This window comes from Candidatus Binatia bacterium, from assembly GCA_035631035.1.
Taxonomy (GTDB): domain Bacteria; phylum Eisenbacteria; class RBG-16-71-46; order SZUA-252; family SZUA-252; genus DASQJL01.
In genome coordinates this window covers 24765-50477 of sequence record DASQJL010000113.1, presented here as the reverse complement: position 1 = coordinate 50477, position 25713 = coordinate 24765, and the positions used below count along the sequence as shown (strand labels likewise).

The 25713-nt window shown below is 69.3% G+C and carries 29 protein-coding genes, 6 tRNA genes and 1 other RNA gene; 31 read left to right on the top strand and 5 right to left on the bottom strand.

Annotated features, from left to right (window positions below):
- Window positions 1-2 precede the first annotated feature (2 nt).
- Window positions 3-515, bottom strand: a complete 513-nt coding sequence (locus tag VE326_12520; GenBank protein ID HYJ34026.1) for a hypothetical protein — start codon at window positions 513-515, stop codon at window positions 3-5.
- Window positions 516-583: 68 nt separating this feature from the next.
- On the opposite strand from VE326_12520, the gene VE326_12515 reads away from it, so the two are divergent.
- The 5 genes from VE326_12515 to VE326_12495 all read left to right on the top strand — a co-directional run bounded on the left by VE326_12515 (window position 584) and on the right by VE326_12495 (window position 2733).
- A tRNA-Ser gene (locus VE326_12515) sits at window positions 584-671 on the top strand.
- A gap of 50 nt (window positions 672-721) precedes the next feature.
- Window positions 722-1276: a hypothetical protein gene (locus tag VE326_12510; protein ID HYJ34025.1), complete on the top strand. Its 555-nt coding sequence runs from the start codon at window positions 722-724 to the stop codon at window positions 1274-1276.
- A 5-nt stretch (window positions 1277-1281) separates the two neighbouring features.
- Complete coding sequence (locus tag VE326_12505; GenBank protein HYJ34024.1) at window positions 1282-1884, top strand: HD domain-containing protein; 603 nt, start codon at window positions 1282-1284, stop codon at window positions 1882-1884.
- The gene (locus VE326_12500) at window positions 1881-2264 is read left to right on the top strand and encodes a hypothetical protein (protein ID HYJ34023.1); all 384 of its coding nucleotides are present in this window, start codon (window positions 1881-1883) and stop codon (window positions 2262-2264) included. The genes VE326_12505 and VE326_12500 overlap by 4 nt, the downstream gene beginning before the upstream one ends.
- 1 nt (window position 2265) lies before the next feature.
- Window positions 2266-2733 carry a nuclear transport factor 2 family protein gene (locus VE326_12495; protein HYJ34022.1) on the top strand — a complete coding sequence of 156 codons (468 nt, stop codon included), beginning with the start codon at window positions 2266-2268 and terminating at the stop codon, window positions 2731-2733.
- Window positions 2734-2795: 62 nt separating this feature from the next.
- Here VE326_12495 and VE326_12490 read toward each other — a convergent pair whose 3' ends face one another.
- Window positions 2796-3338, bottom strand: a complete 543-nt coding sequence (locus VE326_12490; GenBank protein ID HYJ34021.1) for a DUF1697 domain-containing protein — start codon at window positions 3336-3338, stop codon at window positions 2796-2798.
- Between the two features lie 81 nt (window positions 3339-3419).
- Here VE326_12490 and VE326_12485 point away from each other — a divergent pair, with 81 nt between their 5' ends.
- The 3 genes from VE326_12485 to VE326_12475 are packed head-to-tail and all read left to right on the top strand — an operon-like array spanning window position 3420 to window position 6487.
- Window positions 3420-4346, top strand: a complete 927-nt coding sequence (locus tag VE326_12485; protein ID HYJ34020.1) for a hypothetical protein — start codon at window positions 3420-3422, stop codon at window positions 4344-4346.
- A gap of 1 nt (window position 4347) precedes the next feature.
- Window positions 4348-5943 (top strand): DUF2079 domain-containing protein, encoded by a 1596-nt coding sequence (locus tag VE326_12480; GenBank protein HYJ34019.1) that lies wholly within the window; start codon window positions 4348-4350, stop codon window positions 5941-5943.
- Between the two features lie 52 nt (window positions 5944-5995).
- A complete protein-coding gene (locus tag VE326_12475; GenBank protein ID HYJ34018.1) occupies window positions 5996-6487 on the top strand; it encodes a DinB family protein in 492 nt (163 codons plus the stop codon).
- A 41-nt stretch (window positions 6488-6528) separates the two neighbouring features.
- On the opposite strand, the gene VE326_12470 is transcribed toward VE326_12475, so the two are convergent.
- The 3 genes from VE326_12470 to VE326_12460 are packed head-to-tail and all read right to left on the bottom strand — an operon-like array spanning window position 6529 to window position 9001.
- Window positions 6529-6738: a DUF5989 family protein gene (locus VE326_12470; protein HYJ34017.1), complete on the bottom strand. Its 210-nt coding sequence runs from the start codon at window positions 6736-6738 to the stop codon at window positions 6529-6531.
- 11 nt (window positions 6739-6749) lie between these two features.
- Window positions 6750-7166 carry an SxtJ family membrane protein gene (locus tag VE326_12465; GenBank protein ID HYJ34016.1) on the bottom strand — a complete coding sequence of 139 codons (417 nt, stop codon included), beginning with the start codon at window positions 7164-7166 and terminating at the stop codon, window positions 6750-6752.
- A 2-nt stretch (window positions 7167-7168) separates the two neighbouring features.
- Window positions 7169-9001, bottom strand: coding sequence for a carbamoyltransferase (locus tag VE326_12460; protein ID HYJ34015.1), 1833 nt, complete (start codon window positions 8999-9001; stop codon window positions 7169-7171).
- A gap of 30 nt (window positions 9002-9031) precedes the next feature.
- Here VE326_12460 and VE326_12455 point away from each other — a divergent pair, with 30 nt between their 5' ends.
- The 23 genes from VE326_12455 (at window position 9032) to VE326_12345 (ending at window position 25713) form a co-directional block, all read left to right on the top strand.
- The gene (locus tag VE326_12455) at window positions 9032-10183 is read left to right on the top strand and encodes an SGNH/GDSL hydrolase family protein (GenBank protein HYJ34014.1); all 1152 of its coding nucleotides are present in this window, start codon (window positions 9032-9034) and stop codon (window positions 10181-10183) included.
- A 13-nt stretch (window positions 10184-10196) separates the two neighbouring features.
- Complete coding sequence (locus VE326_12450) at window positions 10197-10673, top strand: isoprenylcysteine carboxylmethyltransferase family protein (GenBank protein HYJ34013.1); 477 nt, start codon at window positions 10197-10199, stop codon at window positions 10671-10673.
- Window positions 10670-11599 (top strand): cation diffusion facilitator family transporter, encoded by a 930-nt coding sequence (locus VE326_12445; protein ID HYJ34012.1) that lies wholly within the window; start codon window positions 10670-10672, stop codon window positions 11597-11599. The genes VE326_12450 and VE326_12445 overlap by 4 nt, the downstream gene beginning before the upstream one ends.
- Before the next feature lie 83 nt (window positions 11600-11682).
- Window positions 11683-11774 (top strand) — tRNA-Ser (locus tag VE326_12440).
- 36 nt (window positions 11775-11810) lie between these two features.
- Window positions 11811-11887: transfer RNA gene (locus VE326_12435), tRNA-Arg, on the top strand.
- 42 nt (window positions 11888-11929) lie between these two features.
- On the top strand, window positions 11930-12601 hold the full coding sequence (locus VE326_12430) for a hypothetical protein (protein HYJ34011.1): 672 nt from the start codon (window positions 11930-11932) through the stop codon (window positions 12599-12601).
- A 13-nt stretch (window positions 12602-12614) separates the two neighbouring features.
- Window positions 12615-13103, top strand: coding sequence for a tRNA adenosine(34) deaminase TadA (gene tadA, locus VE326_12425; GenBank protein ID HYJ34010.1), 489 nt, complete (start codon window positions 12615-12617; stop codon window positions 13101-13103).
- A 19-nt stretch (window positions 13104-13122) separates the two neighbouring features.
- A tRNA-Ser gene (locus VE326_12420) sits at window positions 13123-13212 on the top strand.
- Window positions 13213-13263: 51 nt separating this feature from the next.
- Window positions 13264-13353 (top strand) — tRNA-Ser (locus VE326_12415).
- Window positions 13354-13390: 37 nt separating this feature from the next.
- A tRNA-Ala gene (locus tag VE326_12410) sits at window positions 13391-13466 on the top strand.
- Window positions 13467-13583: 117 nt separating this feature from the next.
- An RNA gene (ffs, locus tag VE326_12405) (signal recognition particle sRNA small type) lies at window positions 13584-13683 on the top strand.
- 65 nt (window positions 13684-13748) lie between these two features.
- Window positions 13749-15632: a DNA polymerase III subunit gamma/tau gene (gene dnaX, locus VE326_12400; GenBank protein ID HYJ34009.1), complete on the top strand. Its 1884-nt coding sequence runs from the start codon at window positions 13749-13751 to the stop codon at window positions 15630-15632.
- Window positions 15629-15940 carry a YbaB/EbfC family nucleoid-associated protein gene (locus tag VE326_12395; GenBank protein ID HYJ34008.1) on the top strand — a complete coding sequence of 104 codons (312 nt, stop codon included), beginning with the start codon at window positions 15629-15631 and terminating at the stop codon, window positions 15938-15940. The genes dnaX and VE326_12395 overlap by 4 nt, the downstream gene beginning before the upstream one ends.
- A 6-nt stretch (window positions 15941-15946) precedes the next feature.
- Window positions 15947-16552 (top strand): recombination mediator RecR, encoded by a 606-nt coding sequence (gene recR, locus VE326_12390; GenBank protein HYJ34007.1) that lies wholly within the window; start codon window positions 15947-15949, stop codon window positions 16550-16552.
- A 219-nt stretch (window positions 16553-16771) separates the two neighbouring features.
- Window positions 16772-17275: a roadblock/LC7 domain-containing protein gene (locus VE326_12385; GenBank protein ID HYJ34006.1), complete on the top strand. Its 504-nt coding sequence runs from the start codon at window positions 16772-16774 to the stop codon at window positions 17273-17275.
- Window positions 17276-17291: 16 nt separating this feature from the next.
- On the top strand, window positions 17292-17870 hold the full coding sequence (locus VE326_12380; protein ID HYJ34005.1) for a GTPase domain-containing protein: 579 nt from the start codon (window positions 17292-17294) through the stop codon (window positions 17868-17870).
- A 14-nt stretch (window positions 17871-17884) separates the two neighbouring features.
- Entirely contained in the window at window positions 17885-18379 is a 495-nt protein-coding gene (locus tag VE326_12375) for a phosphatidylglycerophosphatase A (GenBank protein HYJ34004.1), read from the top strand.
- Complete coding sequence (locus tag VE326_12370) at window positions 18376-19620, top strand: competence/damage-inducible protein A (protein ID HYJ34003.1); 1245 nt, start codon at window positions 18376-18378, stop codon at window positions 19618-19620. Before VE326_12375 ends, VE326_12370 begins: the two co-directional genes overlap by 4 nt.
- Window positions 19621-19628: 8 nt before the next feature.
- Window positions 19629-20204, top strand: coding sequence for an RNA 2',3'-cyclic phosphodiesterase (gene thpR / locus VE326_12365; GenBank protein ID HYJ34002.1), 576 nt, complete (start codon window positions 19629-19631; stop codon window positions 20202-20204).
- 160 nt (window positions 20205-20364) lie between these two features.
- Entirely contained in the window at window positions 20365-21438 is a 1074-nt protein-coding gene (gene recA, locus VE326_12360) for a recombinase RecA (protein ID HYJ34001.1), read from the top strand.
- A 9-nt stretch (window positions 21439-21447) separates the two neighbouring features.
- The gene (locus VE326_12355) at window positions 21448-21969 is read left to right on the top strand and encodes a regulatory protein RecX (protein HYJ34000.1); all 522 of its coding nucleotides are present in this window, start codon (window positions 21448-21450) and stop codon (window positions 21967-21969) included.
- A 7-nt stretch (window positions 21970-21976) separates the two neighbouring features.
- A complete protein-coding gene (alaS, locus tag VE326_12350; protein ID HYJ33999.1) occupies window positions 21977-24652 on the top strand; it encodes an alanine--tRNA ligase in 2676 nt (891 codons plus the stop codon).
- Window positions 24649-25713: a glucose-1-phosphate thymidylyltransferase gene (locus VE326_12345; GenBank protein ID HYJ33998.1), complete on the top strand. Its 1065-nt coding sequence runs from the start codon at window positions 24649-24651 to the stop codon at window positions 25711-25713. The genes alaS and VE326_12345 overlap by 4 nt, the downstream gene beginning before the upstream one ends.

Genomic DNA, 25713 nt, shown 5'->3' with positions numbered 1-25713 from the left:
GTCTAGTCCGCGGGCGCCGGAGGAACCGAGCCCTCAGCCACCCGGTGAACGCGGACGCGCCGCGCCAGGTCACGACCGGGCAGCAGCACCAGGGTCCCCACGATCGAGTCGCCCGAGACCGTGAACTCCCAGAGCCCGTGTGCCGACCCTCGCTTGAACTCGCACGAGAGGCGGTCCTTCGATGTCGTGAAGTCGAGCGCGCCCATCGGCACCCGCTTCCCTTCGATGACCTTGTCCGCGAACAATCGAACCCTGGACGACGTGCCATCGATCGGAGCAAAGCGATAGACCACGTTCTCGTCCTTGCAGGCGGACCGATTCCCGACGCACGTCGACGTCCCGGCCCACGTGCCGAGCACCTGGCGTAACGGCTCGTGGAGCACATTGAACGTCATGACTCGGATGGTGGAGTGCTGGGTGGTCGGCGAGCAGGAAGCGGATCCCGGAACGCTTTGCAGCGAGAGGGCGATCGCCGCAGAGACCAGGGCACTCCAGCGGCTGCGCACATTGGCCATGACCGGAGAATACTAGACCGCTTGCTCTACCTGCTCCAGCCACCTAACCTGTGATGCTCCATGCCGGTGGAGGGGTGACCGAGTGGCTTAAGGTGGCGGTCTTGAAAACCGCTGTGCCGCAAGGCACCGTGGGTTCGAATCCTACCCCCTCCGCCAGATCCACAAGAGGACACAGTCCCATCGAAACCAGGAGAAGGAGCCCGCCTTTGAGACGCATCGCGATCGTGGCGTCCGCACTCTTTGTGGCACTCGCGGCTCATCCGGCAAGCAGCGCTCCGCCGCGCGTGCTCGAGCCGCTCTCGTTCCTTCTTGGCACGTGGGACGCGCCGGGGCCGAATCAGAGCTCGGGGCGCACCGTCTTCGCGCTCGGTCTTCAAGACCAGGTGATGATCCGGAACAACTCTGCCGACTATCCGGCCGCCGACGGCAAGCCGGCCGTGCGCCACGAGGATCTGATGGTCATCTATCCGGTCGGGAACGTGGCTCGCGCGGACTATTACGACAGCGAGGGGCACGCCATCCGTTATGTCGTGATACCGGCGGGGCAGGGAAGGGCGCTATTCCTGAGCGATCTGATCGAGAAGGAGCCGCGGTACCGCCTCACCTACATGCTCCAGCCGGACGGGACGCTCGCCGGCTCCTTCGAAGTGGCGCCGCCCGGGCAGCCGGATGCGTTCAAGAGCTACCTGACCTGGCAGGCGCACAAGGCGGCATCGGCCCCACCGACGGGCTCAGGTTCGGGTACGGGTTCGGGTCGGTAGCCTCAATGCCCGTTACCCCCGCTTCCGCCGATCTCGACCGCGTCCTCGCCTTCGCGCTCGAGCTGGACAAGCTGAAGAGCATTCTGCGCAGGACGCGCCCGTCGAGCCTGGACCGCCGTGAGAACAGTGCCGAGCACAGCTGGCACGTCGCGCTGCTCGCCCTCTCCCTGGCTCCCTACGCCGATCCGCCCGTGGAGGCGGCGCGCGTAACCGAGCTTCTGCTCGTGCACGACGTGCCGGAGATCGACGCCGGAGACACCATCGTTTACGGGCGAGCACCGGGTGCGCCGGCGGAAGAGCGCCGGGCGGCAACGCGCGTGTTCGGGCTCCTCCCCGATCCGCAGGGCGCGCTCCTCCTGGCTTGCTGGGAGGAGTTCGAGGCGCGCGAGACCGCGGAGGCGCGCTTTGCCTACGCCGTGGACCGGTTGATGCCGGTGCTCCACAATCTCCACGACGGCGGCCGCACGTGGCGGGAGAACGGCATCGCTCTGGAACAGGTGCTCGCCGTCAACCAGGCGATCGGAGCCGCGTGCCCCGCTCTCTGGGAGCACGTGAAGGCGCGCGTCGAGGACCACTTCGGGCGCGCCCAGGCCAAGGAGATCTCGTGAAACGTCTCGTCATCGTCGCGATCGCGCTGCTCCTCACCGGTTGCGCGGCCACCCACCAGGTCGCGCGCGACCTGACCGTCATGAACGATCCGGGCAACTTCAGCCTCCACATCGGCTCGGTGGAGAACTTCTCGCACCGGATGGACTACCGGTGGGAGAACCCGGCCGGGAAGGCCACCGTGCGCCAGGCTTCCAGCGTCACCGGCGGGGTGGCCACCCTGGAAGTGCGCGACGCGGCGGGCCGGCTGGTGCATTCGAAGAGCCTGCGCGAGCAGGGCTCGTTCGTCACGTCCGAGGGAAAGCCCGGGACCTGGAGGATCGGCGTGATCCTGGGGCGCACGACCGGCTCGGTGACGTTCGAGGTTCGGAGGAACGGATAACGTGGGAAGCGCAGAACCCACGGTCGATCCGACCACCCCGGGCGAGCGGCTCGAGGTCGAGGATGCGATCACGGCCCTGTTCATCGCCACCGACGAGAAGGACTGGGCGGGAGTGCGGGCCTGTCTTGCGGACGACGTGCTCTTCGACATGTCGAGCCTGACAGGCACGCCGCCCGCTTCGGTGTCCGCGGACTCGATCGTCGAGGGGTGGAAGCAGGGGCTTGCGCCGATCGAGGCGATCCACCATCAGGTGGGGAATTTCCGGGTGCGCGTCCAGGGCGATGAGGCGGAAGCCACGTGCTACGGCATCGCCTATCACTACCGCCCGAATTTCTCGGGAAAGAACACGCGCGTGTTCGTGGGCACGTACGATTTCCATCTGACCTGCGCGTGGGGGAAGTGGCGGATCGATCGCTTCCGCTTCCAGGTCAAGTTCGTGGACGGCAATCTCGAGCTGGAGAAGATGTAGCTCTTTCACCGCCGCTGGCGCGTGTGAGAGTCGCGACACCTGTCGTTCGCCTTGGCGATCCTTCATTCGTTCAATAACGCGGCGAGCTTCAGTACCGTATTCCAATTCCTGCCCGTGCCGCGAACGCCCAGCTTCTTCTCGATCAGCGCCATCGTGAGCTTCGATCGTCCGATGCCATCGGGGTAGAAGGCGTACGCCGTGCGGCCGGACAGGCGGATGCGCTCGCGGCCCTGGATCGCCTGCTCCAGCGCCTTGAGCTCCGCGCGGCCGGGCGCGCCGGTGAGTGCGATCGCGACGAGATGGCCCGGATCGCTCTTCGCCTCGCGCGGGAAGGGGTTCTCCGCGACCAGCGCCTGCCACTCGGCGGCGGAGCGCACGAAGAAATCGATCTCCATGCCCAGCTTCTTCCTTGCGGCGTCGCGGAGGTTGCGCTCCAGGACCGGGTCCGGCCGGGCGGGGCCGCGAAGCAGGAGATTGCCGCTCTGGAGCAGCGTTCGCGGCTCGGCGTAGCCCAACGACTCGGCTGCGGCGCGCAGGTCGGCCATCCCGACCTTGTTGCGCCCGGCGAGGTTGACGGCCCGGAGGAGCGCCACATAGGAGGTCACGGCGGACAGGATACTGGCGCGCGAGGCGCCCGGGCTATACTCTCCCACCTGATTTTCGACTGGGGCTGAGGGCGAATCATCATGACGCATTCGAATCCGACGATCTCCGGGGTCGCTGCAGCCGTTCTCTCGGCGGCCGTTCTTCTGTTCACTCCCGCCTGCCAGCGCTCCGGCCCCGGGAACGCGTCCAAGCCCGACTCGGTCGCGGTCGCGCGGGCCGATTCCGTCGCCGTGCGCCATCTGGTGCTCACGTTCGGCACCCGGCTGAACCAGGTCTCACTGCTCGCGCCCGACAGCGCGCGCGCCCGAGCGATGCAGGCGCAGTACGGCGGGCTGGTCTCGCCGGCCCTCCTCAAACAGTGGGCCGCCGATCCGCGCCACGCCGCGGGAAGATTCACGTCCAGCCCATGGCCCGATCACATCGAGATTGGGACCGTCGAACGGAAATCCTCGCGGGTCTATCTGGTGGACGGGGAGATCGTGGAGCGCACGAGCACGGACTCGTCGGGCGCCTCCGGACGGATCCCGGTGCAGATCGGCGTCTGGAGGTCCGGTCGCGGGTGGATGATCCAGAACTACGATCAGGGCCTTCCCGGAGCGGGGACCGCGGATCTCGGCGAGAACGATCCGGCGTTCGCCCCCGAGCGCGCCGTCGCGGTCGTCCGGGCCTATTACGACGCCATCAACGCGGGGCGGTTCCAGAACGCGTACCGCATGTGGGAGTCGGACGGCGCCGCCAGCGGCAAGAGCATGATCGAGTTCCTGAACGGCTACGCGCAGACCAAGTCGGTGGACGCCACGATCGGTACGCCGGGGCCGATGGGGGCCGCGGCGGGATCCCGCTACGTGGACGTGCCGGTCCATCTCGTCGCCACGACCGTGAAGGGAGCGCGCGAGGCATTCTCCGGCACGATCACCCTCCGGCGAAGCGTCGTCGACGGCGCCACGGCCAAGCAGCGCACCTGGCAGATCTACTCGGCCAAGATCAAGAAGGAGCCAGCCGCCTAGCGTGGCGCTGCGCGCGGTCCGCGTTCTCGCGCTGGCGCTCGCGGCGGCCGCTCTTCTCCTCCTCGTCGCGATCACGCTGGGCATCCCCGCGTCGCTGGGCGTGCCGCTCACCCGCTTTCGCGAGCCGACCTGGGCGCTCTGGGTCGCGCTGGCCCTGTTCGTCACGGCTCACGACCGGCCCCGCGACGCGTGGCGCCGCGCGATCGGGCGCGCGGGCTCGATCTTGGAATCGGGCGCCTTCTTCAGCGGCATGACGGTCCTCGCGCTCGCGCTCTACCTCCTGGTCTCGTTTCGCCTGCACCTCTCCTTTCACACCTTTTCCCACGACTTCTCGATGTTCGACGAGAGCCTCTGGTGGTCGCACCACGGCCGCTTCCTCTACAGCCCCGTCCTGGGCCGGAGCTACCTGACCGAGCACTTCTCGCCGATCCTGGCCGCGCTGGTCCCGCTGCACGCGCTCATCCCAAGCCCGTGGCTCCTGGTGGCGCTGAACGCGCTCCTCCTCGCGGCCGCCGTGCTCCCGCTGCGCTCGCTGCTCGACGCGTTGGACCTTCCGCGGGCGACGCGGAATCTCGCGTGCGTCGTCTACCTGGCTAGCCCGATCACGACGGCGGCGCTCGACTACGGCTTCCACGTCGAGTCCTTCCTGCCGTTCCTGGTTTTCGCGCTCTACGCGGCGCATCGTCGCGGGCCGGGCTGGCTCTACGCGGCGCTGGTCGTCGCGGCTCTGGCGGTCAAGGAGGACGTCGGGCTCTACCTGGTCGGGATGGGAGCGTTCCTGTTCGTGGCGGAGAAGCGGCGCCTGCGCGGCGCGCTGACCGCGGCGGCCGGTGCGGCGTGGGTCCTCGCCGTGGTGTTCCTCATCAGCCCGAAGCTCGGCGGAGCCTCGCCGGAATATCGATTCCTGTCCCGCTGGGAGCATTGGGGCCAGGGGGTCTCCGGAGTCCTGGGTGGCATGGCGAGCCGTCCCGCGGCGGTCCTCCTGGCCCTCGCCGCGCCCACGTATCTTCTCTTCTTCTACCGCCTGGCCTTCACCCCCTTCTTCACGCGGTGGGGATGGCTGCTCGTGGTCATCCCATGGGTCCTGGGCGCGACCTCCAGCTCGCGCCCGCAGGCCACCCTCGGCCTCTACTACGGACTGCCGCTTCTCGCGTTCGCGGGACTGGCCGCGGCGCGCGGGGTCGGGGCGCTCCACGGAGCCCGGAGCTCGCCGAGGCCGGGGAGCGAGGCGGGGGGCGCCGTCCTCGCTCCGGTTCTCGCGGCGATCGCGCTCGTCCTCAATGTCGCCCATTTCACCATCCTGCCCATTCCTCCGGAGCGGGGTGCCGTCCTGAGCGAGATCCGACGCATTCCGCCGCGCGCTTCGGTGCAGGCGATGCCCACGCTGTATCCCGTCCTGCCGTACGGGCAGCCCAAGGCCGTGCTGATGCCGGGCGATTCGCTCACGGCGGAGTACGTGCTCCTGCGAACCGACACGACGGCGTGGCCGTTCTCGACCGCGCAGGTGAACGCGCTCACCGCACGCGTCATCGCTTCCGGGGCGTACCTGCCGCGCTTCGATCGGGGCGGGTTTCGGGTGCTGATGCGGCGGTCGTGAAGGGTTACGCTCGACCTCGTGTCCCCGTTCGCCCGAAATGAGGAGATCCACGATGAACCCGCAGACCACCACCGACCGGTTCCAGAAAGAGATCCACACCTTCCTCGAGGAGACCTTCGACCAGGTGCATGGGATTTACCTCGACAAGGGGACTTCGTTCTTCGAGACGCTCGCGGGCGTCTCGCCGGCGGAGGCGTCGGAGCGCGCGACGGCCGGTTCGGGCAGCGTCGCCGCCCACGTGAAGCACGTGTCCTACTACCTGCGGGTGCTGCAGCAGGCGCTGCGCGGGGAGACGCTGGGCAAGCTGAACTGGCGGGAGATCTGGGAGCAGGATCGGCCGGTCTCGGCCGAGGAGTGGCGCGCGATCACGGAAGAGCTGCGCGGAGAGCTGGCGGGCTTGCGGAAGCTTCTGGAGGCGCCCGAGACGTGGGAGCGGGACGACACGGTGGGGGAGTCGATGGCGGTCCTGGCCCACACGGCCTATCACCTGGGCGCGGTGCGCCAGGCGCTGGCCGTGATCCGCGGGCGGGAGGGAGCCCCCTAGTCGGCCGCGACGCCCCGTACGAAGCGGGGGGGGGCGCGGTTCTAGAACAGCGTGTAGATGAACGGCGCCACGGCGGTCGTGCTCAGCACGATCAGGGCGCCCACCAGCACCAGGACGACGATCAGCGGCAGGAGCCACCACTTCTTGTTGTGGCCCAGGAAGGCCCAGACCTCGCCGAAGAGGTTTCCGGACTTCGCCGACGCCATGCGGTCGAACTCGCGCCCGCCTTCTCCGTTCGTTGGTTCGCTCATGGTCTCCGGTCTCAGGATTGGCGGAAGTAGCGCTCGACGCTGGTGCCGGGATCGTGCGCGACCCAGTAGGACTTGGCCGAGGGATCCAGCTTCCGCTGCATCGGATCGTACCCGACCAGCCGCATCACCAGACCCACCAGGGTGAACACCACGAAGTAGACGAAGCCGAGAATGACGTGCGAGATCACGAAGCCGATCGGGAACGTCGCGTAGGTCCAGCCCAGGAAGATCGGCTTCCGGAGCGGCGGCAGCACGAAGTAGAGGGCGCTGAGCGCGCCGCCGGCGTACCACACGTTCCGCGCCACCGGCATCGAATGGGTGCGCCAGAGGAACATCGCGCCGAGCAGCGCCGTGAAGACGATCAGCAGCAGTCCGAAGACCCGGAGGTCCTTGGGGCTGGGGTTCCGGTTGATCTCGATCATGCTCATGGTCAGTCCAGCTTGAACTGCGCCAGGTATTCCTCGACCTTCGGCTTGGCGCTCTCGGGCTGGTCCTCCTTGTGGAGCACGCAATCCTCCAGGACCAGCACGTCCATGTTGGTCGCGAGGAAGCAGCGATACGCCTCTTCCGGGCGGCAGACGATCGGCTCGCCGCGCACGTTGAAGGACGTGTTGATGATGACGGGGCAGCCGGTCTCGGCCTCGAAGCTCTTGAGCAGCTTGTAGTATCGGCCGTGGCGGTCCTTGTCCACGGTCTGCATGCGCGCCGAGTAGTCGACGTGGGTGATCGCGGGGACGCTCGAGCGCTTCACCTTGAGCTTGTCGATCCCGGTCAGCCCGTCGCCGTTGGTCTTGAGGCGGATCGTCTCCCGCACCGGGGAGGTGAGCAGCATGTAGGGGCTCGGCTCCTCGGGACGCACCTCGAAGAACTCCGCCACGCGCTCCTGCAGCACCGAGGGCGCGAACGGGCGGAACGACTCGCGGAACTTGATCTTCACGTTCATGACTTTCTGCATCTGCTCGCTGCGGGCGTCGCCCAGGATGCTCCGGCTGCCGAGCGCGCGGGGGCCGAACTCCATCCGCCCCTGGCACCATCCGACCACCTTCTCCGAGGCGATCTGGCCCGCGACGTAGCCGCACAGCTCGTCGTCGTTCTCGATGCGGCGGTACTTGGCCCCCACCCGATCGAGGAACGCGCGCACCTCCTGGGAGTCGAACCTCGGACCCAGCAGCGATCCGCGCTGGCGGTCCAGCCGCTCCACGCGGCGCGGGCGGTCCAGGAGCTGGTGCTCGATGAAGAGTGCGACGCCCAGGGCACCGCCCGCGTCGCCGGCGGCAGGCTGGATCCAGATGTTCTCGAAGGGGCCGTCGCGGAGGATCTTCCCGTTCCCGACGCAGTTCAGCGCGACGCCGCCCGCGAGACAGAGGTTCTTCATCCCCGTCTCGCGATGGAGATGGCGCGCGCAGCGCATCATGATCTCCTCGGTGACGCGCTGGATCGAGGCGGCCAGGTCCATCTCGCGCTGCGTGAGCGGACTCTCGGGCTTCCGCGGCGGACCGCCGAAGGCCTGGTCGAACTTCTTCGACGTCATGGTCAGGCCCTGGCAGTAGTTGAAGTACGACAGGTCCATCCGGAAGGAGCCGTCCTCCTTGAGGTCGATCATCTTCGTCCGGATGAAGTCGGCGTACTTCGGCTCGCCGTAGGGGGCCAGCCCCATCAGCTTGTACTCGCCGGAATTGACGCGGAAGCCGCAGAAGTAGGTGAACGCGGAGTAGAGAAGCCCGAGCGAGTGCGGGAAGCGCAGCTCGTGCGTGAGATGGATCTTGTTTCCGCGGCCGTAGCCGTAGCTCGCGGTGGCCCACTCGCCCACGCCGTCCAGGGTGAGGATGGCCGCCTCTTCGTACGGGGAGGGGAAGAAGGCGCTCGCGGCGTGCGACTCGTGGTGCTCGGTGAAGACGTAGCGCTTCCGGTATCCGCCGCCCAGCCCGCGGTTCAGCTCGCGCTTCAGGTAGAGCTTCTTCCGCAGCCAGACCGGCATCGCCTGGAGGAAGGACCGGAAGCCGGAGGGGGCGTAGGCGAGGTAGGTTTCCAGCAGGCGGTCGAACTTGAGGATCGGCTTGTCGTAGAAGCCGACGTAGTCGAGCTGGCCGGCCGTGATCCCCGCCTCGCGCAGGCAGTACTCGACCGCGCGAACCGGGAACTCCGGGTCGTGCTTCTTGCGCGTGAAGCGCTCTTCCTGGGCGGCCGCCACGATCTCGCCGTCCACGATGAGGGCGGCGGCGGAGTCGTGATAGAAGGCCGAGATGCCTAGAATTCGGGTCATGAGAAGGCGGAAATGATACCATGCCGCGCGATGGCGTCTCAACCGACCCCCCCGGCCTCGTCACAAGAGCCAGCCCCAGCCTACCGCCGCCGCCCCGGTCTCGCCGTACGTCTCATCGCTCTCGGCCTCTCCGTCCTGTTCGCCCTGCTCCTTCTGGAAGGCGCGGTCCGCGTGCGCCAATGGCTGCGCTACGGGACGAGCAAGGCCGAGGCGGTGGAGCTGGTCACCGATCCGGCCACCGGTCTCCGCATCGCCAAGCCGAACATGGACAACGGGCACGTCCGGACCGACTCGCGTGGGTTCCGGAATCCCGAGCTCGCCATGCCGAAGCCGTCCAACCGGGTCCGGCTGGCCTTCCTGGGCGGGTCCACCACCTTCTGCGCCGAGGTGTCGAGCAACGACGCGACCTGGCCCGCGCTGGTGGTGCGGAAGATCGCTGCGCGCTACCCCGACGTCGCCTTCGACTTCGTGAACGGAGGGCAGCCGGGATACGGCACCGAGTCCTCGCTCAAGAGCCTTCGCTTGCGGATCGCTCCGCTCCAGCCCGATTTCGTCCTCTATTACGAAGCGACGAACGACCTGAGCACCGATACGCGCGAGCTGGCGCGGGCGCGCGGCCTGTTCCACGGCGACGCCGACAAGCCGAGCCCGCTCGCCCGCGTCTCCTCGGCGTATGCCCTGGTGGAGAAGACGCTGCGCTATCGCAGCCGCTCCTCCGGCGACGCGTCCCGGCCGCGCCTGGTCTACGACGCGGACTCGCTCGCGCGGGGATTCGAGACGCGGCTGGTCGAGCTGATCCGGACGGCGCGCCAGACGGCGCCGGTCTGCGCCATCGCGACCTTCTCCCACCGGGTGCGGCGCGACCAGCCGCCGGAAGTGCAGCGCCAGGCGTGCGAATCCAGCCTGTACTACGCTCCCTACATGTCGGTGCCGGGATTGCTGGACGGATGGGACGCCTACAACCGCGCCATTGCCGCGGCCGCGCGCGAGACCGGCGCGATCCTGATCGGCGGGGAGGATGCGATTCCGGGGGACGGCGAGCATTTCGCCGACTCCGTCCATTTTCGGGACGCGGGCTCCGCGCTGATGGCCGATCGCGTCGCGAACGCGCTCATCGCCTCGCCGGAATTCAACCGTCTCGTGGCGACCCACCGCGCGGGCGGGAAAGCGCCCCCGTCGTGAGGCGCGGCAGGCGATGAATCCGAAGCGGGACCACGCGGGGATCTTCGTGCCGCCGCCCTTCCTCTATGCGATTCCCTTCGCGGCCGGGATGCTCCTCCATCGGACGGTCGGGGGCGATTCCTTTCCGGCCTCCGTCGCGCCGGCCGCGCGCATTGCCGGCCTCGTCCTGATCGCGGCGGGCATCCTCCTCGCCCTGGCCTCGGAATTCCTCTTCGCGCGCGCCGGAACGTCCGCCATTCCGATCCGGCCGACCCAGGCGATCGTGACCGGGGGGCCGTATCGCTTCACCCGGAATCCGATGTACCTGTCCCTCGCCATCGACTACGTCGGGCTCGCGCTGGCGGTGGGCTATGCCTGGCCCTTCGCGGGACTCCCGGTCGCGATCCTCGCGGTGGACCGCTATGCCATCCCGCGCGAGGAGCGCTACCTGGAAGGGAAGTTCGGCGATTCGTACCGTCGGTACCGCCAGTCCGTACGGCGCTGGCTGTGACAGCCCCGCTCCAACAAACCGGCGACTACGCGCGCGGGATGCGCTCCAGCCTGGTCGGGATGGGCGTGAACGTCCTGCTCGCGGCGGGAAAGCTGGTGGCCGGGATCCTCGGCACCTCCTACGCGCTGGTCGCCGACGCCATCGAGTCGCTGGGCGACGTGGTCGGCTCGATCGTCGTCTGGCGCGGGCTCCAGATCGCGAGCCGTCCTCCGGATCACAACCATCCCTACGGCCACGGCAAGGCGGAGCCGATCGCGGCCGCCCTGGTCTCGGTGATGCTGATGGCGGCCGGGACGGGGATCGCCTTCCAGGCCGCCCGTGAGATCGCCTCCCCGCACCGCGCGCCACAGCCCTTCACGCTGGCGGTCGTCCTGGGGGTCGTGGCGATCAAAGAGGGGATGTTCCGGTTCGTCCACCGCGTCGGGAGCGAGACCGGAAGCCACGCGGTCCGGACCGACGCCTGGCACCACCGGAGCGACGCCATCACCTCCCTGGCCGCCGCGATCGGAATCTCGATCGCCCTGATCGGCGGGAGAGGCTGGGAGAGGGCGGACGCCTGGGCGGCCCTGTTCGCGAGCGCGGTCATCATCGTGAACGGGTGGCGGATGCTGCGCCCCGCCGTCGAGGAGCTGATGGACCAGAGCCCCTCCTCGGGGCTGGCCGAGGAGACGATCCACGTGGCCGAGTCGCACGCCGGCGTTTACCGGATCGAGAAGCTTCTCTTCCGGAAGATGGGTCTCTACTACGTGGCGGACATGCACCTCGAGGTGCACCCGGAGATGACGGTCCGGGAGAGCCATGCCCTGGCTCACGACGTGAAGGAGGACGTGCAGCGCCGGTTTCCCCAGATCATCGAGGTCACCATCCACGTCGAGCCCGCGCGCGACCTCGCCGGGGTGCCGCCGGCCGCATCCGGCCCCGCCTGAGCGCCTTGGGCACCGGGCTCGCCTTGACCGGAACGCCCGTCGCCGCTACGATCATCCGGCTCCTGGACCGAGGACAGCTTGGGGGAGAGGTGGCCGAGTGGCTGAAGGCAGCCGCCTGCTAAGCGGTTGACTGGGTAAAACCGGTCCGGAGGTTCGAATCCTCTCCTCTCCGCCATTTTCGGGACGCCGAGAAAGACGGCAGGTCGAGCGCGGGCCCATAGCTCAACTGGATAGAGTGTCTGACTACGGATCAGAAGGTTGGGGGTTCAAATCCTCCTGGGCCCGCCACGTACGCAGTTGCCGGTCAACCGTTTGCCGAAGGACGCAGCCATGAAGATTCGCCGCCTGTTCCACCCGGCCCTGCCGGTCGCCCTGCTCCTGCTGACGCTCCCCGCCGCGTTTGCCGCCGCCGCCAAGGACGAGGCCCCTTCGGGATCCTCCCTCCGCGTGGCCGTGATCCCCTTCGTGAACACCTCGGACGAGATCGGGGCCACGAAGATCATGGAAGACGTGCTGAAGGCGGAGCTGAAGAAGATCGACGCCAAGCGCGCCACCTTCCTCTGGCCCGCCGACGTGGAGCGCCTGCTGGGCGACGCGGACCAGCTCGCCCGCATCGACAAGCTCGATGACAAGTTCTCGCAGTTCGGGACCGCCGACTCGGCGGGCATCGCGGGGATCGACTCCGTGCTCATGGTGGATGCCGTGCTCCTGGTCAAGATCTCCGAGTGGGAGAACCACCGGGTGAACGTCGTCGGCGCGGGGCAGTCTTCGGCCACCGTCGCGCTCCAGTTCGGGCTCTTCAACCCGAAGACGCGCGCCCTCCTCTGGACCAAGAAACCGCGCGAGCAGCGCTTCGCGGCCGAGCTGGACGCCTCGAGCGCGAACGTGAACTACGACGAGACGGGCGTGATCCAGCGGAAGTCCGACAACGCGCCGCCTCGCTACGAGACGGTCGCCGCCGATCTCGTCCGGGACGCCTTCAAGAAGTTCCCGCGCGGGTAGCGCGCCCTTCGACGTGGCGAGCGCCGACGACGAGCGCTTCCTCGAGGCCGCGCTCGCCGAGGCGCACGCGGCCCAGGACGACGGCGAGGTTCCGATCGGGGCCGTCGTCGTGCTGCGCGGCCGCATCATCGGCCGCGGGCGGAACCGCGTCGAAGCCACGCAGGATCCCACCGCGCACGCCGAGATCATCGCGATCGGGGCGGCCTCCCAGACGCTCAAGTCCTGGCGCCTGGACGAGGCCGCCCTCTACGTCACCCTCGAGCCGTGCCACATGTGCGCGGGTGCGATCGTCCTCGCGCGGCTGGCGCGCCTGGTCTACGGCGCGCGTGATCCCAAGGCCGGCGCGTGCGGCTCGCTGGCCATGGTTCCGCAAGACCTGCGGCTCAATCACCGCGTCGAAGTGGTGCCCGGCGTGCTCGCCGACGAATGCGGCGCGCTGCTCGCGGGCTTCTTCCGTAAGCGCCGCTCCACGGCCAACAACCGCCTGGAAAACGGCCTCTGATTCGCGTAATCTCCCCCGCGGAGAGATGCGAGAGTGGCTGAATCGGGCGGTCTCGAAAACCGCTATACGGGTAACCGTATCGAGGGTTCGAATCCCTCTCTCTCCGCCATTTTGACGCCCGTCGCGTGAGGGAGCGCGCGTGCGCCCATAGAAGCTCCCCGGAGAGATGTCCGAGTGGCTGAAGGAGCACGGTTGGAAACCGTGTAAGCATGAAAGTGCTTCGAGGGTTCGAATCCCTCTCTCTCCGCCATCTGTGCCGTTGGGTGTCCGGGAAACCGTCGTATCGTGGGGATGTAGCTCAGTTGGGAGAGCGCCTCGTTCGCAACGAGGAGGTCACCGGTTCGATCCCGGTCATCTCCACCATGATTTACGCAGGATTCACGCAGGATTCGCGACTGGGAAACACCCCCGCACCGGCGCGGTGCGCCGCGCGCGGGGGCCCCGAGTTCGGAAGTGGCCTCCTCGCGACTCGGCGTTGACGATCAGTTCCCGCGCAATTCAGAGTCACGAACCCCGCCAGGACCGGAAGGTAGCAGCGGTCAGTGATCGACTGGATGTGCCGCGGATCCGACTGGTTCGAGCCGGGGCCGGGGGGGCCGTTTCCCTATCCCGTCCGCGCTGCCGCGGGCCGCTGAGGAGCGATCGGTGAATCACCTGGCACTCGCCCGCAAGTATCGCCCGCAGCGCTTCGCCGACCTCGTCGGACAGGACCCCGTGCGCACCACCCTCGAGCGCGCGGTCGCCGCCAACCGCGTGGCCCACGCCTATCTCTTCGCCGGCCCCCGGGGCAGCGGCAAGACCACGACCGCCCGTCTCGTGGCCAAGGCGCTCAACTGCGAGCGCCGGAAGGACGGCGAGTCGGAGCCGTGCAACCAGTGCCACTCGTGTGTCGAGATCACGTCGGGCACGTCGCTCGACGTGCTCGAGATCGACGGCGCCTCCAACCGGGGGATCGAGGAGATCCGCAATCTCCGCGAGAACGTCAAGTACGCCCCCTCGGGCGGGAAGTCCAAGGTCTACATCATCGACGAAGCGCACCAGCTCACCGACTTCGCGTGGAACGCGCTCTTGAAGACGCTGGAAGAGCCGCCGCCGCACGTCCGCTTCGTCTTCGCCACGACCGAGCCGCTCGACGTGCCCGACACCATCGCCTCCCGCTGCCAGGTGTTCGAGTTCCGGAGGCTCCGGAGCGAGGAGCTGGTGGCGCATCTGGAAACGGTCGCCGCCGCGGAGAAGGTGAAGCTCGATCCCGAAGCCGCGGCGCTCATCGCGCGCGCGTCGGAGGGCTCGGTCCGGGACGCGCTCTCGCGCCTCGATCAGGCGCTCTCGGTCGCGCCGGAGGGGGTGACCGCCGACGCCGTGGCGCAGGCGCTCGGCCTGGGCGGACTGGATCCCTTCTTCGAGCTGGGCGACGCGATCGCCGCGCGCAGCCCGAAGCAGGCCCTCGAGACGATGGACCGCCTGTACGACGGCGGGATGGACGTGGAGGAGGTCGCCGACGGGCTCGCCCACCATCTGCGCCAGCTCATGCTCATCGCGGTGGACCGCTCGCTGGAGAAGCTGGTGGACGCCGCCCCCTCCGATCGCGAGCGTTACGCCGCGCAGGCCTCGCGCTTCCACGCGAACGACCTGAGCGCCATGCTCGCGCTCCTACTGGAGAGCCGGGGCGACCTGCGCCGCGCCGAGACCCCGCGCGCGCTGCTCGAGGTCGCCCTGCTCGAGCTGTGCACGCTTCCCTCGGCATCCTCCATCGACGAGCTGCTCCGGCGGCTCGCCGCGCTGGAGCGCCGCCTGGGCGGGGAAGGCGGCGCGAGCGCACCCGGCGGAGTCGCGTCGGCGGGGACGCCGGCCGCAGCTCCGCGGCGACCCGCGACGGCCCCGCCGCCACAGCCCGCCAAGCCGGTCCCGCCGCGGACCACCGAGGCGCACGCGGCCGGCGTCCCTCCGTTCGCCGGCGCGGTCACGGTTCCGGATCGCCCGTCCCCTGCAGCTCCGGCGCCCCTCGCAGCGCCGGCGCGCGAGATACCCGCGGCGCCAGCCGGGGACGTGGCTTCGTCCGCGGGCACGTCCGCGGAGCATGGCGCCGAGCGCTGGAAGCGGATCGTGGACGGCGTGAAAGAGCGTAAACTCCTCCTCGGGACCTGCCTCGAGGAAGGGACGTTCCTCGGCGTGAACGGCACCGCGGTCCGCGTGGCCCTCGCGCCGGAGCACTCCTTCCACAAGGCGATGCTCGAGATGAAGGAGAACCGGGAGATCCTGAACCAGGAATTCGAGCGGCAGTTCGGACGGGGCGCCACGCTCGCCTGCGTCGTGGGCGACGCCTTCGCGGCCACGGCCGCGGCCGAGCGCGTGCGCGGCGAGCTTCAAGCGGACGCGTCGGCGGCGGGGCCCGAGGCGGCCGCCGCGGCTCCCGCGGCTCGTCCGGCGCCGGGGGCGCCCTCGATCGTGCAGCGGATCGTCGAGATCTTCGACGGGGAGATCCTCGACCTGAGCGGCGAGACGGGCGCGCCGGGGAACGGAGTGGCATGAACATCCAGGCGATGCTGAAGAAGGCGCAGGCGCTCCAGGCCAAGATGACGCAGGTCCAGGAGGAGCTGAAAGCCAAAGAAGTGATCGGCTCCTCGGGCGGCGGCAAGGTCAAGGTCACGATGAACGGCGCGCAGGAGGTGACCGCGATCGCGATCGACCCCGAGGTGGTGAAGCCGGAGGAGGCGGACCTCCTCGAGGACCTGGTCCTGGCCGCGTTCCGCGATGCCCGCGCCAAGGTGACGAAGATGGTCGAGGAGGAGATGGGCAAGGTCACCGCGGGGGCGGGCCTGCCGCCGGGACTCCTGTAGCTCCGGATGCAGTACTCCTCCGCTCTCCTCGAAGCGCTCATCGCCGAGCTCACCCGCCTGCCGGGGCTGGGCCGGAAGTCGGCGCAGCGGATCGCCTTCCACATGCTCCGCACCTCCGAGGCGGATGCGCGCCGCCTGGCGGAGGCCATCCTCGATCTCAAGGCGAAGGTCACCGACTGCGAGATCTGCGGCAACGTCACCGAAACCCAGCCCTGCGCGCTGTGCGCGGACACCCGCCGCGACCCGTCGCTTCTCTGCGTCGTGGAGCAGGCGATGGACGTGCTCGCGCTGGAGCGGACGGGCGAGTTCCGCGGCCGCTACCACGTGCTCAAGGGCGCCCTCTCGCCGGTGGACGGCATCGGCCCCGACCAGCTCCGCCTGACCGAGCTGCTCCGCCGCGTGAAGGAGGGGAGCGTGCGCGAGGTGATCGTCGCCACCAATCCCACGGCGCAGGGCGAGGCGACCGCCCTCTACATCGCGCGCCTTCTCCAGTCCGTTCCGGATCTCACCGTCACGCGCATCGCGCGCGGCGTCCCGATGGGCTCCGACCTCGAGTTCTCCGACCAGGTCACGCTGGCCCGGGCCCTCACCGGCAGGAAGGAAATCGGGTAACCCTCCAAGTTCCGGTACATTCCCCTTGACCCATGAGGGGAACATGGTAGGTTTCGCCCAATTCCTCGAAGTCGCGCGACGGGTGTCGCGCCATGGATGGGTGTGGGGGCACATCGGCCTCGCCGCAGGGTTCGCGAGGGACGGGCAGGGCACCCTCTTTCGCGGGCGGGCGGCCGATCCGTGCCGCGTCTCGGGCCCGTTGTCCAAGGAGCCAGGACGATGGTCAAGGGTAATTGGGCGCTTTTCGAGGAAGACTTCTACTCGATCAGTCTCATTCTGCAGACGTTGATGCGCAGCGCGGGATCGCGCAGCGTCATGCTGATCGACAAGACCGGTCAGCTCATCAACTCGATCGGCGAGCCTCCCGGCTTCGACGTCACCTCCTTCTCCTCGCTCGCGGCGGCCGATTTCGCGGCCAACGCCCAGCTCGCCGAGATGGTCGGCGAGAAGGACTTCGCCACCCTGGTGCACCAGGGGACGAACGAGAGCCTCTACCTGTCGCTCATCGCCAATCGCGTGATCCTGGTCGTCCTCTTCGACAAGAAGACCTCGCTGGGACTGGTGCGCCTGAAGGCGCGCCGCGCCTCGGACGAGCTGATCGTCGTGCTGAACCGGCTCTTCAACAAGCTGCAGTATCGGAACGAGGAGGCCACCGTGCCCACGCTGGGAGCCGAATTCCTGGCGGAGGCGGACAGCGAGATCGACAGCCTGTTCCGGGAGTAAGGAGCACGATCGCTTCGTGTCGCTGATCAACTACTCGTCCCGGGAAATCAACTGCAAGATCGTCTATTACGGTCCGGGGCTCTGCGGCAAGACGACCAACCTCCAGCACATCTATTCCCGCGTGCCGCAGGAGACCCGCGGCAAGATGATCTCGCTCGCCACCGAGATGGACCGCACCCTCTTCTTCGACTTCCTGCCGCTCGAGCTGGGGCAGATCCGCGGCTTCCGCACGCGCTTCCACCTGTACACGGTGCCGGGGCAGGTCTACTACAACGCCAGCCGGAAGCTGATCTTGAAGGGCGTGGACGGGATCGTGTTCGTGGCCGACTCGCAGATCGACCGCTTCGACGCGAACGTCGAGAGCCTGATGAACATGCACGACAACCTCTCCGAGCACGGGCTCGCCACCGAGAAGGTCCCGCTGGTGATGCAGTACAACAAGCGCGACCTGCCGCGGGTGGTCTCCGTGGCCGACCTCGAGAAGGAGCTGAATCCGAGCCAGGCGCCGTACTTCGAGGCGGTCGCGCTCCGCGGCGCGGGCGTCTTCGACACGCTGAAGGTGGCCTGCAAGCTCGTGCTGAAGACGCTGGGCTAGGGCCCGGCGCCGGCATGCGTCGCGCCGCCGTTCTCCTCGCCACGGCGTTCGGCGTCGGGCGCTTCCCGATCGCCCCCGCCACCGCCGCCTCATTCGGGGTGGCCGGGCTGCTCGCGCTGCTCGCCCACGTCGCCCCCTCGTCCCTCGCGCCGGCGCCGCTCCTGGTCGCGATCCTCGCGCTCCTGCCGCTCGCGGTCTGGTCGAGCGGCGAGGCGGAGAAGGACCTGGGCACCGACGCCAAGCCGATCGTCATCGACGAGGTGATCGGGATGCTGGTATCGGTGTGGGGGATCGCCCGCCTGGGCCGGCCCGGGCCATGGCTCCTCCTCGCTCTGGCGTTCCTGCTCTTCCGCGTCTTCGATATCCTGAAGCCGTTCGGGATCCGGCGGAGCCAGGGGCTGCCGGGGGGCTACGGCGTCGTCGTGGACGACCTGCTCGCGGGCGTCGCGACCAACGTGGCGCTGCGTCTCCTGCTCGCGATCCCCGCGGTGAAAGGAATCCTCCTGTGAGCGCCGAGATCATCACGATCGGCACCGAACTTCTGCACGGGCTGAAGCGGAACACGAACGCCGACCGGATTCTCGAGCGGCTGGCCGAGATCGGGGTCGAGGTGATCTTCCAGACCACCGTCGGCGACGACACGGCGCGCCTCTCCGAGGCGTTCCGCGCCGCGGGACATCGCGCGCGGTTCGTGATCGCGACTGGCGGGCTCGGCCCCACGCCCGACGACCTCACACGCAAGGTGATCGCGACGGTGTTCCGCCGCCGCCTGGTGCTGGACGAATCGGTGCTGGCCCACATCCGCGCCCGCTTCAAGTCGCGGGGGATCGAGATGCCCGCCATCAACGAGGCGCAGGCGTTGGTCCCGCGCGGCGCGCGCGTCATCGAAAATCCGCGCGGCACGGCGCCCGGCCTCCACTTCGACCACCTGGAAACCGACTACTTCGCGCTCCCCGGCGTTCCCGCCGAGGCCGAGGCGATGCTCTCGCAGTACGTGATCCCGTTCATCAAGGCGGCCAATGTGGGCCCCGGGATCTCGCGCCGCGTGATCCGGACGATCGGCCTCTCCGAGTCGGTGCTGGCGGAGCGCCTGGCCGGGATCGAGGCGGAGGCGCCCGACGTGCGCGTGGGCTACCTGCCGCACTCCTACGGGCTGGACGTGACGCTGACGGTGCTCGCGCTCGATCCGTCGTGGGCCGCCGAGGCGATCCGTCGCATCGAGCGGCGCGTGGTGGAGGCGGTGGGCGAGTCGCTCTACGGCTTCGGCCGCGACACCATGGCCGACGTCCTCGGCGGGATGCTCGCCGAGCAGGGACGCACCCTGGCCGCCGCCGAGTCGTTCACGGCGGGGGCCATCGGCGCGACGATCACGGCGACGCCGGGCGCCTCGCGCTACTTCCTGGGCGGCGTGACCGCCTACTCCAATCGCGCCAAGGAGACGCTGCTCGGCGTCTCCGGGGCGACCCTCGCGCGGCACGGCGCCGTGAGCGCCGAGACGGCGCAGGAGATGGCCGCCGGCGCGCGCGAGCGCTTCGGGGCCGACCTCGCGGTCTCGAGCACCGGGATCGCCGGTCCCGACGGCGGCACGCCGGAGAAGCCGGTCGGGCTCGTCTACCTGGGGCTCGCCACGGCCGAAGGAGCGCAGGCGGTGCGCCTCCAGCTGACCGGCACGCGCGAGGAGATCGTGGTGCGCTCCTCGGCTCTGGCGCTGGACCTGGTGCGCCGGCACATGGCGCACGCGCCGGCATGACGGCGGGGATGACGCGCACCTTCATCGCGCTGCTGATCCCCGATTCCTGGATCGCGTATGTGCGCGGCCTGGGCCAGGACCTGGCCGGGCGCTCCGCGGGCCTCTCCTGGGTCAAGCCGGAGAACGCGCACTTCACCGTTCGCTTCCTGGGCGACCTGGACGACGAGCAGCTCGTCCGGGTGCGCGATTCGGTGCGCCGGAGCGGCACGGGCCTCGCCGCACCGGTCGCGCGGCTCGGCCGGCTGGGCGCGTTCCCGCGTCCGGAGCGCCCGCGCGTGCTCTGGGTGGGGCTGGCGCAGGGAGGGGCCGAGACCGAGGCGCTCGCGACCGCCGTGAACGACGGCCTTGAGCGCGACGGGTTCGGTTTTCCCGACAAGCCGTTTCGCGCCCACCTCACCCTGGCGCGCGCCCGCGAGGGCGCCCGCGGCGTGGAGACGCTGATGCGCGCGTCCCTCTCCGAACCGCCCGAAGCGGAGCCCCTCCATCGGCTTGCGGTCATGAAAAGTCAGCTCCACAAAAGCGGTGCCATGTATAATGTTCTCGAGGAAATACGCCTCCAATCACCGGGTTCGCAGGCAGGCTGACGGACGTGTGGGGAAAGCCCGCGCGAACCCACTCACGAACCACCTTTCGCCCCGGCCCGAACCAGGCGTCCCGGATGGATCGCCGTCACCAAACTCAGGGGGAGTGCACATGGCAGGCAACGTGACCGCTCGGGAAGTGGGCCCGTCGACGACGCGCGAGATGAGCAAGGAACGAACGAAGGCGCTGGAGCTGGCCGTGCAGCAGATCGAGCGGCAGTTCGGGAAGGGCGCCATCATGAAGCTGGGCTCCGATTCGGCCCGCGTGCAGGTCGAGGCGATCCCGACGGGGTCGATCGCGCTGGACGCGGCGCTCGGCGTCGGCGGCATCCCGCGAGGACGCGTGATCGAGGTCTACGGCCCCGAGTCCTCGGGCAAGACGACGCTCGCGCTGAGCATCATCGCGCAGGCGCAGAAGCAGGGCGGGAACGCGGTCTTCATCGACGCCGAGCACGCCCTGGACGCCGCGTACGCGAAGCGGCTCGGCGTGGACATCGACGCGCTGCACGTCTCGCAGCCCGACACCGGCGAGGAGGCTCTCGAGATCGCCGAGCACCTCGTCCGGAGCGGCGCGGTGGACGTGATCGTGATCGACTCGGTCGCCGCGCTCGTGCCGAAAGCCGAGATCGAGGGGGAGATGGGCGACTCGCACATGGGCCTCCAGGCGCGCCTCATGTCGCAGGCCCTGCGCAAGCTGACCGGCACCATCTCCAAGTCGCGCACCACGGTCATCTTCATCAACCAGATCCGCATGCAGATCGGCGTGATGTTCGGCAACCCCGAGACCACGACCGGTGGGCGCGCGCTCAAGTTCTACGCCTCGATCCGCCTCGACATCCGCCGCATCGGCTCGATCAAGGACGGCGACAACGTGATCGGCAACCACGTGAAGGTGAAGGTCGTGAAGAACAAGGTCGCGGCCCCCTTCAAGGAAGCCGAGTTCGACATCCTCTACAACGAGGGGATCTCGCGCGAGGGCGAGCTGCTCGACCTGGCCGTCGAGCGCAACCTGGTCCAGAAGAGCGGCACCTGGTTCAGCTACGGCGAGGAGCGGATCGGCCAGGGACGCGAGAACGCGCGACTCTGGCTGCGGGAGCATCCCGACGCCTTTGCCGAGCTCTCCGTGAAGATGCGCGAGGCGCTCGGGCTGACGCGCGGCCCCGCGGCGGAAGCGGAGGAGAACGGATCCGAGCCGAAGGCGGCGGCTCCTTCCGGCGACCGGCGGGTCCGGATCTAGGACCCGGCGATGCGACAACCGATTCCGCCCGAGCAGGCGGCGTCGGACGATTCGGCCAAGGAAGCGGCGCTCCGGATCCTGGCCCGTGGCCCGCGCACCGAGCGCGAGGTGACGGACCGGCTGATCGAGCGCGGCTACGTACCGGACGCGGTGGAGCGCGCCGTGGAGCGGCTCCGCCGCGTCTCGCTTCTGGACGATCGGGCCTATCTCGCCTGGTTCGTGCGCGCGGAGCTCGGCCGGAAGCCGCAGGCGCTCCGCCTGATCGAGACCAAGCTGGCGCGTCACGGGCTGCCGCGGAGCCTGGTCGCCGCGGCGGAAGAGGCGATCCGCGCCGATTCCGACCTGGCAGAGCGGGCGCTCGACACCGAGGAGGGGCGCGCCGAGGCGGCGGCGCGGGAGGTGGGCAAAAAGCTCGCGCGGCGCGACCCGGAGCAGCGGCGGCGGCTCCTCCAATCGGCCCTCTTGCGCCGGGGCTTTTCCTGGGACACCATCCGGGATCTCGTGTCCGAGCGATCCCATCCGGAGTCATGACTTCCTGATGCCAACCACGACGAACGAGCTGCGCCGCACTTTCCTCGACTTCTACAAGGAGCGCGGCCATGCCCATCTGCCCATGGCCCCGCTCGTGCCGCTGGATGACCCCACCCTGCTCTTCACCTCGGCGGGGATGGTGCCGTTCAAGTCCTACTACGCCTCGCCGCTCGCGCCTCCGACGCGCCGCGCGGTCACCGTGCAGCGCTGCCTCAGGCTCACCGACATCGAGAACATCGGCGTCACCGTGCGCCACTGCACGCTGTTCGAGATGCTGGGCAACTTCTCCTTCGGCGACTACTTCAAGAAGGAAGCGATCGAGTGGGCGTGGGAGCTCATCACCGTGACGCTCGGGATGCCGCAGGAGCGCCTCTTCCCGTCGGTCTTCCGCGAGGACGACGAGGCGTTCGACCTCTGGGCGAAGCACATCGGCCTGGGGGCCAAGCGCGTCACGCGCCTCGACGAAAAGGACAACTTCTGGGGGCCGGCGGGCGGCTCGGGCCCCTGCGGCCCCTGCTCCGAGATCTACTGGGACCAGGGACCGGGCACCGGCTGCGGCCGGCCGGAGTGCGCTCCCGGATGCGACTGCGAGCGCTACCTCGAGTTCTACAACCTGGTCTTCCCGCAGTACGACCAGGCGCCCGACGGCTCCCGGAAGCCGCTTCCCAACCGCGGCATCGACACCGGCATGGGGCTCGAGCGGCTCGCGATGATCCTCCAGGGGGCGCCCTCGATCTACGACAACGATCTGCTCCGCCCGATCGGCGACGCGGTGAAGCGGATGGGCTCGCCCAAGGCGTCCCAGGGGGACCGCGGGCGTCGCGCCGCGCGCGTCATCACCGACCACGTTCGCGCACTCGTCTTCACCTTCGCCGAGGGTGTGCGCCCCTCCAACGAGGGACGCGGCTACGTGGCGCGGCGGCTCCTGCGCCGCGCGGCGCGCTTCGGGCGCGATCTCGAGATCCACGGGCCCTTCCTCTCGCGCCTGGTGGGACCGGTGGTCGACGCCATGGCCGCGTACGACGAGTACGAGTACCTCCGCCGCGAGCAGCCGGCGGTCGCGGCGGCGATCCACGAGGAGGAGGCGCGGTTCGCGGAGACGCTCGAGACGGGGATGACCCGCTTCGAGGAGACGGCCGACTCGCTCGCGAAGGCGGGAAGCCGGGTCTACCCCGGGAGCGCCGCCTTCATGCTGTACGACACGTACGGATTCCCGATCGATCTCACCGCGGAGCTCGCGCGGGAGCGCGGGCTGGACGTCGACATGCCGGCCTACGAGGCCGCCATGGACGAGCAGCGGGACCGCGCGCGCAAGGCGGGCCGCTTCGAGACGCGCCGGAAGACCGCGGGACCGTGGCAGGAGCTCACGCGCGGGGACCATTCCAAATTCGTCGGCTACGACCGGCTTGAGGTGGAGGACGTCTCGATCCGGAGCCTGCGCGAGGTGCCCGCCGAGGGCGGCGGTCCGCGCGAGGTGGAGCTCACCCTCGACATCACCCCCTTCTACGCCGAGGGGGGCGGACAGGTCGGGGACACCGGATGGCTCGAGGCGATGCCGGGTGCCGCGCCGGCGCGGCTGCGCGTCGTGGATACGGTGAAGGAGGCCGATCTCGTCGTTCATCGCGCCGAGGTCGTGGAGGGCGCGCCCCACGCGGGCCCCTACCGCGCGACCGTGGACGCGGAGAAGCGCGCCGCGACCCAGCGGAACCATACGGCGACGCACCTGCTCCACGCCGCGCTCCGCGCGCGGCTCGGCACGGGCGTGAAGCAGGCGGGGTCGCTCGTCGCTCCCGACCGGCTCCGCTTCGACTTCAGCTACGGCAAGGCGCTCACGCCCGAGGACCTGCACGCGATCGAATCGGACGTGAACCGGAACATCCTCGGGGATTTCCCCGTCGCGACCGAGGTCACGTCGCTGCGCGAGGCGCAGGAGCGGGGCGCGATGGCGCTCTTCGGGGAAAAGTATGGCGAGCGCGTGCGCCAGGTGATCGTGGACGGCGTGAGCCGCGAGCTCTGCGGCGGTTGCCACGTGTCGCGCACGGGCGAGATCGGCTATCTCCGGATCGAGTCGGAATCCGCCGTCGCCTCCGGCGTGCGCCGCATCGAGGCGGTCACGGGCGCGCTCGCCTACCGGCGGGCCGACGAGGACCGGGCGCTCCTCCGCGAGCTCGCGCAGCGCCTGGGCGCGCCCCGGGAGCAGCTCGCCGAGCGGCTGCGGCAGATGCAGGAGGAGTCGCGGGCGCTTCGCGACGAGCGCGCGAAGCAGAGCCAGGGTGCCTTGCTCGAGCGGGTGCAGGCGCTGATCGCCGAGGCGAAGAGCCGCGGCGACGCCGTGATCGCCGCCCGGCTCGAGGCGGGCAGCGTGGACGAGCTGCGCCAGGCGGGCGACGTCGTGCGGAAGGCGCTGCCGGGCGGCGGCGCGCTCCTTCTGGCCGTCATCGACGGCAAACTCTCCGTGGCGGCGGTGGTCGGCCCGCAGGCGACCGATCGCCTGCAGGCCGACCAGTGGGTGCGCGACGCCGTGTCGGTCGCGGGCGGGAAGGGCGGCGGCAAGAAGGACTCGGCGCTCGCGGGCGCCAAGGACGTCGCGCGCGCGGGCGAGATCCTCGAGCGGGGCGCCGCGTACGCCGCCGAGCGGATGAAGGGCGCCGGCGCCGGGGCCCCGTCGGGTTCGGGCGCGTGAAAGCGCTCGTCCTCTCGGGCGGCAAGGGAACGCGGCTCCGTCCCATCACGCACACGGGCGCCAAGCAGCTCATCCCGGTCGCGAACAAGCCGATCCTCTTCTACGTGCTCGAGGCGATCCGGGACGCGGGGATCACCGACGTCGGCATCGTCGTCGGCGACACCGAGGCCGAGATCCGGGCCGCGGTCGGCGACGGCGCCGCCTTCGGCATCCGCGCCGACTACATCCGCCAGGACCAGCCGCTCGGCCTGGCCCACGCCGTGAAGGTCGCGCGCGGCTACCTGGGTCAGGATCCCTTCGTCATGTTCCTGGGCGACAACCTGATCCTGGACGGCATCCGCACGCTGGTGGACGAGTTCCGCCGCGAGCAGCCGAACAGCGAGATCCTGCTCGCGCGCGTGCCCCATCCCGAGGAGTTCGGCGTGGCCGAGCTGGACGGCGACCACGTGGTGCGGCTGGTGGAGAAGCCGAAGCAGCCCAAGTCCGACCTGGCGCTGGTCGGCGTCTACATGTTCGATCCCTCGATCCACGAGGCGGTGGACGCGATCCGCCCCTCCTTCCGAAACGAGCTCGAGATCACCGACGCCATCCAGCACCTGATCGACCACGGCAAGCGGGTCCGCCACCACGTCATCACCGGATGGTGGAAGGACACGGGGAAGCTGGAGGACATGCTCGAGGCGAACCGGATGGTGCTCTCGCGCGCGAAGCGGCGCGTGAGCGGCGAGGTGGACGCGGCCTCGCGCGTGGAGGGAGAGGTGATCGTGGGGCAGGGAACGGTCGTGAAGAACTCGATCCTCCGCGGCCCGTTGATCCTCGGCGCGCGCTGCCGCATCGAGAATTCCTACGTGGGGCCCTTCACCTCCCTCTACGACGACGTCGTTCTCCGGAACAGCGAGATCGAGCACTCGATCGTGCTCGAGCGCTGCCGGATCGAGGACATCCCGGTTCGGATCGAGGCCTCCCTGATCGGGAAGGAAGTGCGGATCCAGCGCTCGCAGCTGAAGCCGACCGCCTACCGCTTCATGGTCGGCGACTCCAGCCTGGTCGACGTCGTCTAG

Bases quoted from the DNA above. Each gene is read 5' to 3' on its own strand.
- VE326_12520 (HYJ34026.1), bottom strand. From the start codon at position 515: ATGGCCAATGTGCGCAGCCGCTGGAGTGCCCTGGTCTCTGCGGCGATC.
- VE326_12505 (HYJ34024.1), top strand. From the start codon at position 1,282: ATGCCCGTTACCCCCGCTTCCGCCGATCTCGACCGCGTCCTCGCCTTC.
- VE326_12485 (HYJ34020.1), top strand. From the start codon at position 3,420: ATGACGCATTCGAATCCGACGATCTCCGGGGTCGCTGCAGCCGTTCTC.
- VE326_12475 (HYJ34018.1), top strand. From the start codon at position 5,996: ATGAACCCGCAGACCACCACCGACCGGTTCCAGAAAGAGATCCACACC.
- VE326_12470 (HYJ34017.1), bottom strand. From the start codon at position 6,738: ATGAGCGAACCAACGAACGGAGAAGGCGGGCGCGAGTTCGACCGCATG.
- VE326_12465 (HYJ34016.1), bottom strand. From the start codon at position 7,166: ATGAGCATGATCGAGATCAACCGGAACCCCAGCCCCAAGGACCTCCGG.
- VE326_12460 (HYJ34015.1), bottom strand. From the start codon at position 9,001: ATGACCCGAATTCTAGGCATCTCGGCCTTCTATCACGACTCCGCCGCC.
- VE326_12455 (HYJ34014.1), top strand. From the start codon at position 9,032: ATGGCGTCTCAACCGACCCCCCCGGCCTCGTCACAAGAGCCAGCCCCA.
- VE326_12450 (HYJ34013.1), top strand. From the start codon at position 10,197: ATGAATCCGAAGCGGGACCACGCGGGGATCTTCGTGCCGCCGCCCTTC.
- VE326_12430 (HYJ34011.1), top strand. From the start codon at position 11,930: ATGAAGATTCGCCGCCTGTTCCACCCGGCCCTGCCGGTCGCCCTGCTC.
- VE326_12395 (HYJ34008.1), top strand. From the start codon at position 15,629: ATGAACATCCAGGCGATGCTGAAGAAGGCGCAGGCGCTCCAGGCCAAG.
- recR (HYJ34007.1), top strand. From the start codon at position 15,947: ATGCAGTACTCCTCCGCTCTCCTCGAAGCGCTCATCGCCGAGCTCACC.
- VE326_12385 (HYJ34006.1), top strand. From the start codon at position 16,772: ATGGTCAAGGGTAATTGGGCGCTTTTCGAGGAAGACTTCTACTCGATC.
- VE326_12375 (HYJ34004.1), top strand. From the start codon at position 17,885: ATGCGTCGCGCCGCCGTTCTCCTCGCCACGGCGTTCGGCGTCGGGCGC.
- thpR (HYJ34002.1), top strand. From the start codon at position 19,629: ATGACGCGCACCTTCATCGCGCTGCTGATCCCCGATTCCTGGATCGCG.
- recA (HYJ34001.1), top strand. From the start codon at position 20,365: ATGAGCAAGGAACGAACGAAGGCGCTGGAGCTGGCCGTGCAGCAGATC.
- VE326_12355 (HYJ34000.1), top strand. From the start codon at position 21,448: ATGCGACAACCGATTCCGCCCGAGCAGGCGGCGTCGGACGATTCGGCC.
- alaS (HYJ33999.1), top strand. From the start codon at position 21,977: ATGCCAACCACGACGAACGAGCTGCGCCGCACTTTCCTCGACTTCTAC.